This window comes from Pandoraea commovens (genome assembly GCF_902459615.1).
In the GTDB taxonomy this organism is placed as follows: domain Bacteria; phylum Pseudomonadota; class Gammaproteobacteria; order Burkholderiales; family Burkholderiaceae; genus Pandoraea; species Pandoraea commovens.
In genome coordinates this window covers 737,426-752,162 of the sequence record NZ_CABPSA010000002.1, presented here as the reverse complement: position 1 = coordinate 752,162, position 14,737 = coordinate 737,426, and the positions used below count along the sequence as shown (strand labels likewise).

Annotated in this window: 16 protein-coding genes; 12 read left to right on the top strand and 4 right to left on the bottom strand. The window is 65.5% G+C overall.

Going from position 1 to position 14,737, the window contains the following annotated elements; translation table 11 throughout:
• The first annotated feature begins 107 nt into the window (after positions 1 to 107).
• The 6 genes from PCO31010_RS09595 to PCO31010_RS09570 all read left to right on the top strand — a co-directional run bounded on the left by PCO31010_RS09595 (position 108) and on the right by PCO31010_RS09570 (position 5,472).
• Positions 108 to 512, top strand: a complete 405-nt coding sequence (locus PCO31010_RS09595) for a hypothetical protein (protein WP_039395094.1) — start codon at positions 108 to 110, stop codon at positions 510 to 512.
• Between the two features lies 1 nt (position 513).
• Positions 514 to 1,116 carry a hypothetical protein gene (locus tag PCO31010_RS09590; RefSeq protein WP_150664035.1) on the top strand — a complete coding sequence of 201 codons (603 nt, stop codon included), beginning with the start codon at positions 514 to 516 and terminating at the stop codon, positions 1,114 to 1,116.
• Positions 1,117 to 1,440: 324 nt separating this feature from the next.
• A complete protein-coding gene (locus PCO31010_RS09585; RefSeq protein ID WP_150664034.1) occupies positions 1,441 to 2,001 on the top strand; it encodes a hypothetical protein in 561 nt (186 codons plus the stop codon).
• Positions 1,998 to 3,614, top strand: a complete 1,617-nt coding sequence (locus PCO31010_RS09580; RefSeq protein ID WP_246184522.1) for a TolC family protein — start codon at positions 1,998 to 2,000, stop codon at positions 3,612 to 3,614. Before PCO31010_RS09585 ends, PCO31010_RS09580 begins: the two co-directional genes overlap by 4 nt.
• Positions 3,611 to 4,957 (top strand): multicopper oxidase family protein, encoded by a 1,347-nt coding sequence (locus PCO31010_RS09575; RefSeq protein ID WP_150664033.1) that lies wholly within the window; start codon positions 3,611 to 3,613, stop codon positions 4,955 to 4,957. Before PCO31010_RS09580 ends, PCO31010_RS09575 begins: the two co-directional genes overlap by 4 nt.
• 89 nt (positions 4,958 to 5,046) lie before the next feature.
• Complete coding sequence (locus PCO31010_RS09570) at positions 5,047 to 5,472, top strand: cupredoxin domain-containing protein (protein WP_425495011.1); 426 nt, start codon at positions 5,047 to 5,049, stop codon at positions 5,470 to 5,472.
• A 52-nt stretch (positions 5,473 to 5,524) separates the two neighbouring features.
• On the opposite strand, the gene PCO31010_RS09565 is transcribed toward PCO31010_RS09570, so the two are convergent.
• Entirely contained in the window at positions 5,525 to 6,109 is a 585-nt protein-coding gene (locus PCO31010_RS09565; RefSeq protein WP_150664032.1) for an IMPACT family protein, read from the bottom strand.
• A gap of 15 nt (positions 6,110 to 6,124) precedes the next feature.
• Entirely contained in the window at positions 6,125 to 6,994 is an 870-nt protein-coding gene (locus PCO31010_RS09560) for a PhzF family phenazine biosynthesis protein (RefSeq protein ID WP_150664031.1), read from the bottom strand.
• A gap of 379 nt (positions 6,995 to 7,373) precedes the next feature.
• Here PCO31010_RS09560 and PCO31010_RS09555 point away from each other — a divergent pair, with 379 nt between their 5' ends.
• The gene (locus tag PCO31010_RS09555; RefSeq protein WP_150664030.1) at positions 7,374 to 8,093 is read left to right on the top strand and encodes a pirin family protein; all 720 of its coding nucleotides are present in this window, start codon (positions 7,374 to 7,376) and stop codon (positions 8,091 to 8,093) included.
• A gap of 175 nt (positions 8,094 to 8,268) precedes the next feature.
• Here the strand turns inward: PCO31010_RS09555 and PCO31010_RS09550 are convergent, their stop codons facing one another.
• Together PCO31010_RS09550 and PCO31010_RS09545 are read right to left on the bottom strand one after the other, a co-directional pair.
• Entirely contained in the window at positions 8,269 to 8,763 is a 495-nt protein-coding gene (locus PCO31010_RS09550; protein WP_150664029.1) for a 6-pyruvoyl trahydropterin synthase family protein, read from the bottom strand.
• A gap of 4 nt (positions 8,764 to 8,767) precedes the next feature.
• A complete protein-coding gene (locus tag PCO31010_RS09545) occupies positions 8,768 to 10,024 on the bottom strand; it encodes a GTP-binding protein (protein ID WP_150664028.1) in 1,257 nt (418 codons plus the stop codon).
• Positions 10,025 to 10,591: 567 nt separating this feature from the next.
• Here PCO31010_RS09545 and PCO31010_RS09540 point away from each other — a divergent pair.
• From PCO31010_RS09540 to alkB, 5 genes are all read left to right on the top strand, one after another.
• Positions 10,592 to 11,011, top strand: coding sequence for a copper resistance CopC family protein (locus PCO31010_RS09540; RefSeq protein WP_150664027.1), 420 nt, complete (start codon positions 10,592 to 10,594; stop codon positions 11,009 to 11,011).
• Positions 11,011 to 12,000: a copper resistance D family protein gene (locus PCO31010_RS09535; RefSeq protein ID WP_150664026.1), complete on the top strand. Its 990-nt coding sequence runs from the start codon at positions 11,011 to 11,013 to the stop codon at positions 11,998 to 12,000. The genes PCO31010_RS09540 and PCO31010_RS09535 overlap by 1 nt, the downstream gene beginning before the upstream one ends.
• 187 nt (positions 12,001 to 12,187) lie before the next feature.
• Positions 12,188 to 13,315, top strand: a complete 1,128-nt coding sequence (ada, locus tag PCO31010_RS09530; RefSeq protein ID WP_150664214.1) for a bifunctional DNA-binding transcriptional regulator/O6-methylguanine-DNA methyltransferase Ada — start codon at positions 12,188 to 12,190, stop codon at positions 13,313 to 13,315.
• On the top strand, positions 13,312 to 14,043 hold the full coding sequence (locus PCO31010_RS09525) for a 2OG-Fe(II) oxygenase (RefSeq protein WP_150664025.1): 732 nt from the start codon (positions 13,312 to 13,314) through the stop codon (positions 14,041 to 14,043). Before ada ends, PCO31010_RS09525 begins: the two co-directional genes overlap by 4 nt.
• A 26-nt stretch (positions 14,044 to 14,069) precedes the next feature.
• Positions 14,070 to 14,729 (top strand): DNA oxidative demethylase AlkB, encoded by a 660-nt coding sequence (gene alkB, locus PCO31010_RS09520; protein WP_150664024.1) that lies wholly within the window; start codon positions 14,070 to 14,072, stop codon positions 14,727 to 14,729.
• Positions 14,730 to 14,737: the final 8 nt, after the last annotated feature.

Below are 14,737 nucleotides of genomic sequence, written 5' to 3'. Positions count from 1 at the left end.
GGCGGGATCTCGGCCCGCTTTCTTATATGACTCAGACGATTTGACTGCGCGGGGCGCTAAGCCTGCGCACCTCTGTACCTCCGCACTCTTTACGCCGGAGAGATGTCATGAACCGACTCGCGATCGTTCTGGATGGACTGATGCTGCTCTACCTGGCGGCGGCAACCGTTGTGGGCGTGCAATCGAGCGCCGCCGACGGGCACGAACTGCTGACCAGCGTGCTGGGCGTGCTGCTCGCCCTCTGCGTGCTCGCCGTCATTGCGGCCCCGTTTTACGTCTCGCTGGTCGTGCTCGTCGCACAGTCCGAGCGGCACTTGAAACTCGCGGCGTGGCTCCATCGTGTGCTGCTGACGCTTATGGTCGCGCTCACGCTCGTCTCGCTGCTCGCGCGCGACACCATCGAGGTCTCCGCACCGTTGTTCGTGCTCGTCGCGCTGGTATGCGTCGTCAACCTCGTCGCGCTCTCGAGACGGCGCACGCACTTCGAGACGTTCCATCTATTCGAGCATTGAGATGGACGGCGTAGCAGGTGGCGTCGACGTTGGTGGAAGCCTGCGTGGCAGTCGGCGGACGTCGATGTGCACGATGGTGCGCCACACGTCGATTTGCGAGCGACGCGCGGGCGATGCTAGACTTCGCAGCATGAATCGCTGGCGCAAACTCCTCGTGCTGTTGCTGTTGTGCGTGACCATGCCGCTACAGGCTATGGCCGCACTGCGTACGCATTGTGCACCGGGATCGCCCGCGGCTTCGATGCAGAGCCCGGCCGTTGCGACGGTCGACGCCATGGCAATCATGGCGATGCATCACGCCATGATGTCCGGTGACGACATGTCCGGCATGCATCATCACAGCGACGAAAGCGCGGCGACAGGCGCGACCAGCGACACGGGTGACGCGACGCATGCGTCATCACAGACCTCGCAGAAATCGCACAGTCAACACGCCAGTTGCTCGGCCTGCGCGGCGTGCGTCGTCTGCACCGCCCTGCCGCAAAGCGTCGTGCTGCGCCTACCGGACGCACAGCCGTCCGCCGCCATTCCGTTCCTTCGCACGTCGGCCGCCAGCGCCATCGTCGCCGTCCTCGAACGTCCTCCGAAAGCCCTCGCCATCTGACGGCTTCGCATTGCGACACGCGTCGCGGCAGCGTTATCTGACGCCCTCTGACGCCCGTGCGCTCCCGTCGGATGCCGCCGTCTCCGCTCTCCGTCAGACTGATTTACAAACCGCCTCGTGACTGGCATGACTACGCCTGATCTGCCAGTTGCCGTCGATGTGTCCGTTGCGGTCGCTGCTATTGAGGCGACTGCCGCTTGCGTCACATTCGTCACGCGCGTCGTAAGTCCGTCTGCCCGATGAACATGCGGTGCCGTGCCGTACGCGCTGCCTTCCGAGGCGCGTGTCTCCACGCCCGGCATCGCCAGATCGACGAGTCTTTCGATGATGTTTCTTTCCATTCGACGGCACACCTTGTGTGTACCCGTCGCGCTATCGCTGTGGGGCGTGAGTTCGCTACCCGCCGTCGCCGCTGAACCGGCGACAACAATGGTCGTCTCCGACGATCCCGCGTCTGCCGACGCCCCTGCCGGACCATTACCCGCCGCCGTGCTGAGCGACTTCGCCCGGCCCGCGCTATCCGTCGCGACAAGCGACTGGCGCATGGTGAACGCCAGCGTGTCGGGCATGCCCGGGATGTCCGGTTCGGGTCATGACATGGCGAGCCATAGCGGGCATGCCATGAGTCCACCCGCCACGACAGGCCACGAAGCGATGGGGCATGCCATGCCGATGGCTCCTTCGTCCGCCCCCGTGGCACCGGGCCACGAAAACATGGGACATACGATGCCCATGACGTCCGCTCCCACCGCTACGCCAACACCGTCGGGCCACGAAGGCATGGGGCACACCATGCCCATGACGTCGCCTCCCGGCGTGCCCGTCGATCCGCACGCCGATCATGGCCGCCATGGCGGTCACGGCGGACAGGGAGGGCTGCAATGACAAGCGCTCATTTGTCGCTCATGACAGCGACGGCTTCCACGTCTCTTACGCGCGACGCCACAGCATCCCGGCCGCATCATCGCGTCGCACGAACGGCACATCGGCCCCGTCGGACGCCGCTGGTCGTCGTCGCGATTGCCACACTGGTGCTGTCCGGTTGCGCAACATTCAGCGACGACGGCGGTTTCACACCGGTCGCCGACGCCACGCAACAGCGCCTCGGCAAATCGGCCGTCTGGGCGCGCGACGACGCCACTGCACAAGCGCTCGCCAAACGACGCGACGACTTGCTGGCGCGCCCGCTCGACATCGACACCGCCGTCCAGCTCACGCTACTGAACCATCGCGGCCTGCAAGCCACATACGCCGAACTCGGCATTGCCGAAGCCTCACTCGTTCAGGCGGGACGTCTGCCCAATCCCCGCTTCTCGTTTCAGCGCGTGCAGGGCGGTGGAGACGTCAGCATCGAGCGCACGTGGGGCATCGACTTCGTCCGTGTCCTCACGATGCCGCTCGCTTCGCGCGTCGAAGCGCGTCGGTTCGCGCAGGTGCAGGCGCAGGTGACGCAAGCCATCGTCGAGCAGGCGACGCTCACACGCCGCGCATGGATCGACGCCGTTGCCGCACAGGAACGCGTGCAGATCCTTGAGCAGACGAGCCTCGCCACACAGGCTGCCAGCGAACTCGCCGACGGCATGGCGCGTGCGGGTAACTTCAGCGCCATGCGGCGCACGCAGGAGAACCTCGTCTATGCCGATACAGCCGCGCGTCTCGCACGCGCCCGCGAACAGGCGAACACGGCACGCGAACAGCTCGCGCGGCAAATGGGCCTCTGGGGCCAGCAACTGAGCTTCACGTTGCCGCAACGTCTGCCCACCTTGCCCGCGAACCGCCCTGCATGGCCCGACGCCGAAGCGCAGGCGATCCGCGAACGTGCCGACGTGCGCGCCGCACGCGCTGCGCTCGATGCCACTGCGAGCGATCTCGGCCTGACCCGCGTCACGCGCTTCGTCAACGTGCTGGACACGGCGTATCGCAACAACAGCGCCACCGGTTCACCCAGCGAGCGCGGCTACGAGATCTCGCTGGAAGTGCCGCTATTCGACTGGGGTTCGACACGCATTGCCGGGGCCGAAGCGCGGTATCGCCAAAGCGTCGACCATCTGGCCGACACGGCCGTTGCCGCGCGCGCGGAAGTTCGCACACGTCGCGCGCAGACGCTCGCTGCGTGGGACATCGCCGAGCATTACCGCACGACCATTTTGCCGATGCGTCAGCGCGTGTCCGACGAATGGCTGCTGCGCTACAACGGCATGCTCGCCAGCGTCTTCGACTTGCTGACGGACGCACGCGAGCAACGCGATACCGTCCTTGGCTACATCGACGCAACGTCCGATTACTGGCTGGCCGATGCAGCGTTTCGCGAGAGTCTCGGCGGCGGCATGCCCGAATCGTCGCCATCGCGCTCGTCAGCGGAAGCTGCCGCACCGGTCGCACCGGTCGCACCGATCGCATCGCCCTCGTCAGCCGTGCCATCAACGCCCACCACACCGCCTGCCCCCGCGCAGCCTGCTTCATCTCACCCGTCTCACCAACACGGAGGTGGCGCATGACTTCGCGCCGACGATTCCTGCGTGACGCCAGCCTCGCCGTCGTGGGCGCGGCGGCCGTCGAACGCACCAGCCTCGCAGCGCTGCCGGACGCCGCCACCCGCAGCGACGCCAGCACCGCCAAACCGCTCGCTCCGCCCAACGGACGCCCCTACCGCCCCGTCGTCACGCTCAACGGCTGGACGCTCCCCTGGCGCATGCGCAACGGCGTCAAGGAATTCCACCTGGTCGCCGAACCCGTGGTGCGTGAAATCGCCCCCGGCATGCAGGCCAACCTGTGGGGTTACAACGGCCAGAGTCCGGGGCCGACCATCGAGGTCGTCGAAGGTGACCGCGTTCGCCTTTACGTGACGAACAGGCTGCCGGAGGCCACGAGCGTGCACTGGCACGGCCAGCGTCTGCCCAACGGCATGGATGGCGTAGCGGGCCTCAATCAGCGCGCCATCGCGCCGGGCCAGACGTACGTCTACGAGTTCGAAGCGAAGCGTCCCGGCACGTTCATGTACCACCCGCACGCCGACGAAATGATGCAGATGGCCATGGGCCTCATGGGCTTCTGGGTCACGCATCCGAAAGACCCGTCGTTCATGCCAGTGGATCGCGACTACGTGTTCCTCATCAACGCCTACGCCATCGACCCGGGCACGCGCACGCCGCGCGTGAACGAGATGACGGACTTCAATCTCTGGACGTGGAACAGCCGTGCGTTTCCGGGCATCGATCCGCTGGTGGCGCGTCAGGGCGATCGGGTGCGTATTCGCATCGGCAACCTCACGATGACGAATCACCCGATTCATCTGCACGGACACGAGTTCAAGGTCACAGGCACCGACGGCGGCTGGGTGCCCCCCACTGCGCAATGGCCGGAAGTCACCACCGACGTGGCCGTCGGCCAGATGCGCGCCATCGAGTTCGACGCCACCGAACCCGGCGACTGGGCCTTCCACTGTCACAAGTCGCACCACACGATGAACCCGATGGGTCACGACGTGCCGACCATGCTCGGCGTGAATCAGCGTGAGATCGCCAAAAAGATCACCCGCATCATTCCCGACTACATGGCGATGGGCGAAACCGGCGCATCGATGAACGGTATGGAAATGCCGATTCCCGAAAACACGCTACCGATGATGACGGGCACCGGCCCTTACGGCCCCATCGAAATGGGCGGCATGTTCACCACGCTCAAAGTGCGGCAAGACCTGCCGTGCGACAGCTATCGCGATCCAGGCTGGTATCGCGCGCCGCGCGGTACCGTCGCAAGTCCGTGGCAAGGCAGCACTTCAGCGTTACCCTCTACCCATCGCCCGCCCGCAAGCGCAGGCAAAACCGGAGTCAAATCATGATTCGTCCGCACTTCACATCGATGTTCACCCGCTCGGTCGCCGCCCCTCTCGTCCTTGGCGCCGCCACGCTTGTGCTCAGTCTGCCCGCGATGGCCGACGACCCGCACGCCATGCATATGCAGCACGGCCACAGCAGCGAGGCGGCTGCGATCGGCGAGCCTGGCAACGATGCGCAAGCCACGCGCACGGTCGACGTCGACATGCGCGACACCATGCGCTTCTCACCGGCCACGCTGACCGTGAAGCGTGGCGACACGGTGCGCTTCGTCGTCACGAACAACGGCAAGATCCGTCACGAACTGACGCTGGGCACGGCGGCGTCGCTCGCTGAGCACGCAAAGATGATGCAGCAGATGCCGGGCATGACCCACGCCGAGGCGAATGCAGTGACGGTCGAGCCCGGTCAGCGCAAGACGCTGGTGTGGCACTTCACGCAAGCCGGAACGGTAGATTTCGCGTGCCTCGAGCCGGGGCACTTCGAAGCAGGCATGCGAGGGGTTGTGAACGTGCGCTAGTGCCCGATGAGAAGCGACGGCAAGCGACGATGGGCGATGACGAGGTGTCTCGTTAGTCGTCGCTTCGCACAAGGCCGCCGCTGAGCGCTTCGGTGGCGTCGGCCTCGAACGCTTCGACGTCGCGCACTTTGAGCCGCAGGCGCAAGGTGACGGCGTCGTCGTAAGCGGCGTCGAGCACCTCGGCAGCGTGACGTTCCGCCAACCGGCGCAACATCGCCTCATGGGCAAACGAACAGCGGTAACGAGGTTCGATCGTCGGCTCTACGGCGGTGAGCGTTGCGAGCTTCAGCGCTTCGCTCACCGCTTGTCCGTACGCGCGCGTGAGCCCACCCGCGCCCAGCTTGATCCCGCCGTAGTAGCGCACCACGACCGCGAACACGTTCGCCAATCCCTTGTGCATGAGGACGTTGTACATCGGCTTGGCGGCGGTGCCTCCCGGCTCGCCGTCGTCATCGAATCCCGACGCTCCCTCGCACAACAGCACCCAGCAGTAATGCGTGGCGTTCGGAAAACGCACCCGCAGCGCATCCAGTTCACGCATGGCCGCTTCGCGCGATGCCACAGGCATAACGATGCCTATAAACCGGCTCTTTCTAATTTCCAGCTCGGTCTCGACCGGTGCTGCCAAAGCGTACATACGACGATATTCCCCTTACAGCGTGACCTCGCCACGCGCGATTTCGATCACGTTGCCGCCCACGCGAATCTCGCGGTCCGCCGTGACTTCGAGCGTCAGACGACACGCACGCTCGATGGCATCGCCCTGCGACACGCGCGCACGCACAGGCAACGGATAGCCTTGCCCGATCAGCCAGCCGCCCAGATTGGCGCATGCCGACCCCGTGCCCGGATCTTCGCTGACACCGCCACCCTGCGTGGTGAAGAAGTAACGCGCCGTGACCTGCAACTCGTTGCCTTGGCGGTCGTCGATGGAGAACACGTATCCGGTCTTGCGCTCAAGGCTCGAGAGCGGCCAGCGCTCCAGCTTGGCGCTGTCGGGCTGGGCACGTGCAACCGCGTCGGCATCGTGCACCGGGATCAGCAACTGATCAGCCCCCGTATCGACCCACTGCGGCGATTGCGCCAGATCGTCACGGCTCAGTCGCACGAGCGCTGCGATATCCGAATCCGCTTCGGTGGCCTTTTGGATCTTCGGCTCGCCCGACGACGGTGCGGTCAACGTCCAGTGGTCGCCCTGCGCCTGCACGGGCACAAGACCGGCGGCGAACTGAAGCGTGACGTTATCGCCCAGGCTGCGCAGCGAACGCAGCACGTGCGCGGTCCCTAGCGTCGGATGGCCCGCGAAACGCATTTCGTAGCCGGGAGTAAAGATGCGCACATGAGCGTCGGCCGTCTCCGAGGGAAGAATGAACGTCGTCTCGGACAGGTTGAACTGACGCGCCAGCAATCGCATCTCGTCGTCGCTCATGCCCCGGGCGTCTTCGAACACGCACAGCGGATTACCGCCGAACGTGGATTCGGCGAAGACATTGACGATACGGAATGCGTAACTGCGACTCATGGCGATGCTCCAGTAAGAGGTGGATCGTGACGGAATCGAACATTGGCACGGTCGCCCATGCTTCGTGAGCGCGGGCCGCCGCCGGACGGCCGGTCGTCTGGCCTTTCGAAAGAAGGCTCGTAGTCTCGCACATCGCGCCACAGCACGCGCGTCCCGCGCGGCGCTCACGCCCACTTTCGGTGTTTTGTACCCCCTGCGTTCGGAATCGTCCGATGTCCGGGCGGAAAACTCGCCGGATCGGTCGCCCTCTATTGACAACCATAACGAGACAATAATTCTCAAATCAGACGGATTGTGGTTCTCGTTGGGGACTCTAAAATGTCATTCATCGAGGCCAACACAGCCTCCCAACTTAACGAAGAAGTGACAGGAGCCCATCATGCTGGACATCAGAAAAGCTGCAGACCGAGGCGTTGCCAACCATGGCTGGCTGAACTCGCACCACACGTTCTCGTTCGCTAATTACTACGATCCGAAGCAAGTCGGCTTCTCAGACCTGCTGGTGATCAACGACGACCGCGTGGCGCCGGCACAGGGCTTCGGCAAGCACCCGCACCGCGACATGGAGATCTTTTCGTACGTGCTCGAAGGCGCGCTCGAACACAAGGACACCATGGGCACGGGCTCCGTGATCGAGCCGGGCGACGTGCAATTGATGAGCGCAGGACGTGGCGTGGCGCACAGCGAGTTCAACCACTCGAAGACCGATTCGGTGCACTTCCTGCAAATCTGGATCGTGCCGAACCAGACGGGCATCGCGCCGGAGTATCAGCAACAACGCTTTACGGCAGAAGAAAAGCGCGGCCAGCTGCGCAAGATCATCTCGCCGGACGGCAGCGACAACTCGCTGCACATCCATCAGGATGCGCGCGTGTATGCCGGGCTGTTCGACGGTGACGAATCGGCCACGCTGACACTCGCGCCGAACCGCTACGCCTATGTGCACGTTGCACGCGGTAGTGTGAGCGTGAACGGTGTGGCGCTGGGTGAAGGGGATGGTGTGCGAGTGCGTGATGAAACGGCACTCACGCTGTCCGGCGGCAAGGATGCCGAAGTGCTTGTGTTCGACCTGCGTCCGGTGGAAACGCCCGACTTTTAAGGTGCAATACCGCCTGGTCGACAACAGTGGTCGTGGCGTACGGGTAGCTTCCCGCCGTGCGCCACACCTCGGGCACCGCCTTCCCTCGGTGTCCACGCGGCCGGTACCTCAGGGTGCCGGTCGCATCTTTTTTAACGTCGACGAATGCTAACGCGCGTCGACAAGCATTCGCGCTTCATGCCTCGCGCATGGAGAGCGAGCAGGCGTCCCCGCGCGCATCGCGACTGACGGTAACGCGCGATAGCCCCACGAGATGCGGCGCGAGTGCGCGCCAGATAAACGCGCAGAGATTCTCCAGCGTTGCGGGTCCGAGTCCTGCGACATCGTCCAGCAGACGGTGGTCGAGGCGCTCGCTCACGCGCGTGAGGGCGGCGTCGAGTTGCGCGAGATCGAGCACCATGCCCGACTCGCCCATCGGCGCGCCGGTCACTTCCACGGTCGCGCGATAGCTGTGACCGTGGATGCGACGACTCGCGTCCATGCTCGGCGGATCGATGTCGCGGCGGTTCAGCGTGTGCGCCGCTTCGAACACAAAACTGCGCGACAACGTGAACCGGGCCCGCGTCTCAGTAGCGGCATGTGCACGCGCACTCCGCTCTGACGGTTCAGGCGTTCGCTTCAGCGCGCGCTCGCGTGCCGCTACGGGCTTCTGCACATGGGTACGACTCATGCGCTCACGCCTCGTCGGCCATTTCCAGCGGCAGTGCGTGTTCGTCGTCACGCCACGCCTTGTCGCCCTGCGAGAGTTCGACGGCGCTCAGGCGGCAATCCCGGAATGCCTTCTCGATGGCGTCGCGATCCAGATCGCGCCCGATGAACACGACCTCGTTGATGCGGTCGCCCCACGGCGCTTCCCAGTTCGATTCGATGGCCGTGCGTTGCGGGTCGCCGACAGGCGGCCACAAGTCCGGATCGGCCGCAGCCCACCATTGACCGACCGACTCCAGCGTCGCCGTATTGCCCGCACGCGAGTACGCAAGCGCCCATGCCGGACGATTCGCCGCCCAGACATAACCCTTCGCGCGGATCAGCCCGTCGAACGGCATCGACATGAACGCGGCGAAACGCGCCGGGTGCATCGGCTCGCGCTGACGCAGCACAAAGCTCGTCACGCCGTACGTATCCGCTTCGGAATCGTGTTCGCCCACGAGCGCCTGCGCCCAACCGGCCATCTGCTCCGCGCGCACAGGGTCGAACAGGCCAGTGCCCAGCACTTCGTTCAGCGGCACCTGACCGCGCTCGCCCAACACGATTTTGGCCGACGGATTGAGGCCGGTGATGAGCGCCTTGACGGCGTCGAGTTGCAACGCGTCGACGCAATCCACCTTGCTCACCACGACCACGTCGGCGAACTCGATCTGCTCGGTCAGCAGCTCGGCGAGACGACGCTCGTCCTCGTCGCCAGCAACTTCACCGCGTTGCGCCAGCGTGTCCAGCCCGTTGAAATCCTTCAGCACGTGCAGGGCGTCTACGACGGTCACCATCGTGTCCAGACGTGCAATGTCGGCGAGCGACTGTCCCGCTTCGTCGCGGAATTCGAACGTCGCGGCCACCGGCATCGGCTCGGCAATGCCCGTCGACTCGATCAGCAGATAGTCGAAGCGACCGTCCTGTGCCAGTTCACGCACGGCGATCAGCAAGTCCTCGCGCAACGTACAGCAGATGCAGCCGTTGCTCATCTCGACGAGGCGCTCTTCCGTGCGCGAGAGGGCCGCTCCGGCGTTGCTTGCGCCACGCTCCACGAACGACGCGTCGATGTTGACTTCGCTCATGTCGTTGACGAGAACCGCCACGCGCAAGCCCTCGCGATTGCGCAGCACATGGTTGAGCAGCGTGGTTTTACCGGCGCCGAGGAATCCGGAAAGGACGGTGACGGGCAGACGGCGATCTGCATCGACGGCGGCGCCGGTTTGGGAGAGAGGGTGTGTCATGACAACAAAGTCCTGTGGTCTTGTGGGGCAGGCGTTCGCCCGAAGGATGCGCGCCGACGTCGCCCCACTGGAGGCGGGTGGCGCCGCACCGGTGCCTGGGTTGACCGGTACGGCGAAGCGTGACGCCGCTGGTGCACGCCGTCGGGGGGACCGGCGCAGCGTCACGCTTTTCGCAGGCGCGTCAGCGCGCATTCTTGGCGATGCCAGCCATTCACCGGACATCGCGCAGCCAACTCGGCAGCCGATTAAATGCAACCGAGTTGCAATATGGCGCGATGATACGGCGAGTCCTTCAGTTTTGCAACTCAGTTGCACATAACCCACAGGTTTCCGTCGGGACGTTCGATTGTGTAAGGCCCTTGGCAAGGGCGCGACGCGAAGCCGCGCAAGGCGTCCGGCGGTGGAACCGGTGGGCCGCTGCGCCTGTCTGCAAGGTCTGCGATACTGCGCGAGCGGCGCGCTTCACGCGCCATTGCCTCTGACGGTTGGCTCACGCAGTTCGACAATCCTCGCGTGCCGCCGCTGCCGGATGGCCGCTTTGTTCCCGTCTTTTTAGCCAAATTCGATATGCGCACCTCCAAAATCGCTTCCTCCGCTGTTCAGGCCCGTCGCGCAACCGGTGCGCTGCGTCGCGCGACGCAGGGCCTTACTGCTGCGGCCGTCATCGGGCTGGCCAGCCTGTCGCAGGGAGTCTGGGCGCACGCGCACATCGCGTCGAGCGAACCGGCGGCGCAGACCACCGTCGAGGCGCCGAAGTCGGTGCGTGTAACGTTCGACTCGGCGCTCGAAGGCGCGCTCTCGAAGCTCACCGTCGTGGACGCCAAGGGCAACGCCGTCACGCAAGCGAAGCCCGAACTCGATGCCGCCCGCAAGACGCTCACGCTCGCCGTCCCGACACTCGCCGCCGGTGAATATCAGGCGAACTGGGTGGCCGTCGCGAGCGACGGTCACCGCACCCAGGGCAGCTTCAAGTTCACTGTGAAGTGATGCCAGCGGATCTGGCCGCGGGCACCTGGCAGCCCGCCACGGCGGGCTTGCTGAATCTCGCACTGGCGCTGGCGCTCGGCGTGTTGCTGCTGCGCAGCCCGCACGCGGTGCGCAGTGGTCTCACGCGTCGCGTGCTACCGGCGTTCGCGGCCGGGTTGGCCGTGCTCGCATGGATCGCCTATGTGCTGGCAAGCACCGAGGCGATGACGGGTGGCGACTGGGAAGATTCGTCGGCGATGTTCAGCGACGTGTGGGTCGTGCTCACGCAGACGCATTTCGGCCGCGCGCAGTGGGTGGCCGGACTCGGTGTGGCGCTGCTATGCGCGGGCGCGTGGGCATGGTACGAAGCGCGGCGGCGTCTGCGCGCCGTCATGCCGATTGCCGACGATCCGCGCGACCGGCATCACCGTCGCGAGCATCGTCAGGAACGTTATGGCCGGTGGGTCTATGCTGCCGGTGCCGTGATTCTTGCGCTGGCGCGCGCGAGCACGGGGCACGCCGCCGATGCGTCGATGCCGTGGCTCGCCATCGGCGTGCATACGTTGCACGTGGCGGCAGCGGCATCGTGGACGGGCCTGGTGCTGGTCGCCGGATGTGTGATCCCGGGCTGGCGTCACTGGCCCGTCGGCGCGCGAGCCGCCTACGGCGAACGGTTGTCGTCGGTCGCCACACTTGCGATGCTCGTCGCACTCGTCACCGGTGCGTTCAACGCGTGGCGCACGCTCGGTGAGAATGCGTCGCTCTGGTTCAGCGATCAGAATGCCCCTTATCTGGCGTGGCTGATCACGAAGTTAGTCCTCGTCGCGTGTGCGGCGTTGCTGGGCGCGTGGAACCGCTGGCACTTTCTGCCGCGTCTGGCGCTCGACACCGGCGACACGACGCTCGATACGAGCGCCTTCGCACGCGTGGTTGCAATCGAAGCCCTCGTGCTGGTGATGGTGATGAGTTTCGCCGCGAAGCTCGGCACGACCATGCCGCCGGGCGTGTGACGAAGGACTTCGAATTCGATAGCAAGAAACGGAGCGCAGCATCGCGACCGTCTCCCTAGACTGAAAGCCAGTCATCAGCCCTCGGGAGATCCTTGTGATGCACTTCTATCCTATGACCGCCAAACGTCCGTCACCCAAGCACCGCGACCCGCACGACAACGACGCCTCGCACCGCATAACGTCGGATATGTCGGATGCACACGCGGGGTCAGTGACGTCCCGCTACGCCACCGACGACGCCAAGTGGGCCGCCGTCGTGGCACGCGACAAACAGGCGGACGGCGAATTCTTCTACTCCGTGCGCACGACCGGTGTGTTTTGCCGTCCATCGTGCGGCGCGCGGCTGGCTCGCCGCGAGAACGTCGCTTTCCACACCGACGTGACGGCGGCCGAGCGCGCGGGCTTTCGTCCCTGCAAACGCTGCAAGCCCGATCAGGGCGCGCTCGATGCGCGTCATGCCGCGCTGGTGACGGCCGCCTGCCGCCGCATCGAGGCGGCCGAGGTGCCCCCGTCGCTCGAAACGCTCGCGGCTGAAGCCGGACTCAGCCCGCACTACTTTCACCGGCTCTTTCGCTCGGTGACGGGAGTCACGCCACGTGGCTACGCGAACGCCCGCCGCGCCGAACGGGTGCGCGACGCGCTGCCCGAGGCGCAGAGCGTGACGTCGGCCTTCTACGACGCTGGCTTCAACTCCAACGGCCGCTTCTACGCGAGTGCCGACGCCCTGCTCGGCATGAAACCTGCGGCCTTCCGCGCGGGCGGCAAGGCCGAGTCGATCCGCTTCGCTGTCGCGCAGTGCTCGCTCGGTGCACTGCTCGTGGCGGCGACTTCGCGCGGTCTGTGCGCGATTTCTTTGGGTGACGATCCGGACGCGCTCGTGCGTGAGTTGCAGGATCGTTTCCCCAAGGCGGAACTCGTCGGCGCAGATGCCGAATTCGAGCGCTGGGTCGCGCAGGTGGTCGGCTTCGTCGAATCGCCGCACATCGGCCTGTCGTTGCCGCTCGACGTGCGCGGCACCGCGTTCCAGCAGCGCGTGTGGCAAGCGTTGCGCGACGTGCCCGCCGGGGAGACAGCGAGCTACGCCCAGATCGCCGAGCGCATCGGCTCGCCGCGTGCCGTGCGCGCCGTGGCGCAGGCGTGTGCGTCCAACACGCTCGCCGTGGCAATTCCGTGTCACCGGATCGTGCGCAACGACGGCGCGCTGTCGGGCTACCGCTGGGGCGTGGAGCGCAAACGCGCGTTGCTCGTACACGAGCATGAGGAGCGTGGCGACCGACACGACAGCGACAATCGATCTGCCAAGGTGAAGCTGTGAGCGCTCGCGTCACATCGCTCGACTGGGCCGCGCTGGAAGACGAACTGAACGCCTTCGGCGCGGCGCGCATCCCGAAGCTGCTGAATGCAGACGAGTGCGCGGACCTGTGCGCAATGTACGGAGAGACGAACGGACGTACCGGCATCGCACCGACGTCCGAACGTTTTCGCAGCCGGATCGTGATGGCGCGTCACGGCTTCGGGCAAGGCGAGTACCAGTACTTCGCCTACCCGCTGCCGTCGCTCGTCGCCGATTTGCGCGAAGCGTTCTACGCGCCGTTGCGCGACATTGCGCACCGCTGGCACAAGGTCATGGGGATAGACACGCGCTATCCGCCGACGCATCGCGCCTACCTCGCGCAATGCCACGACGCCGGTCAGCGCCGCCCGACACCGTTGCTTTTGCGTTACGAAGCGGGCGACTACAATTGCCTGCATCAGGATCTCTACGGGGAGCATGTCTTCCCGTTGCAGGTAGCGATTCTGCTATCGCAACCCGGCGAGGACTTCACCGGTGGCGAGTTCGTGCTGACGGAGCAACGTCCGCGCATGCAGTCACGTGCCGAAGTGGTGCCGCTCACGCGCGGCGACGCGGTCGTCTTCGCTGTGCACCACCGGCCGGTGAATGGCACACGCGGCGTGTATCGCGTGAACATGCGGCACGGCGTGAGCCGTCTGCGCAGCGGCCATCGCCACACGCTCGGCGTGATCCTGCACGACGCCACCTGACATCCTCCGCCCCCCATGACATCGCCATGACGTTCGACCTCTTCGGCAACGATGCCGACGACGACACCACCAACGCCCCGCAAACCGACGAACTCGGCCCGGGCGCGTTTGTGCTGCGCGGCTTCGCACGCGCGCGTCTCGCGACGCTTCAAACGGATATCGATGCGGTGATTGCGCAGGCCCCGTTGCGTCACTGGCTGACGCCGGGCGGCAAGCGGATGTCGGTCGCCATGACCAATTGCGGCGACGTAGGGTGGATCAGCGACAAGATGGGTTATCGGTACGGCACGCACGACCCGCTCTCGAAACAGCCGTGGCCTGCGATGCCTGCTTCGTTCGTGGCGCTGGCAAGCGACGCTTCCGAGGCCGCCGGATATCGCGACTTCTCGCCCGACGCGTGCCTCATCAACCGCTATACGCTCGACGCGCGACTGACGTTGCATCAGGATCGCGACGAACGCGAGTTGGGCGCGCCTATCGTGTCCGTCTCGCTGGGCTTGCCCGCTGTCTTTCTGTGGGGCGGCCTGCAACGAGGAGACCGCACGCGGCGCGTGCGGCTGGAGCCGGGCGACGTCGTCGTCTGGGGTGGCCCCTCGCGACTCGTCTATCACGGCATTGCAAGCGTCGAAGGCAGCTTCGACGCGCAAGCCGTGCGTTACAACCTCACTTTCCGGCAGGCGCGCTGATCGCCGTG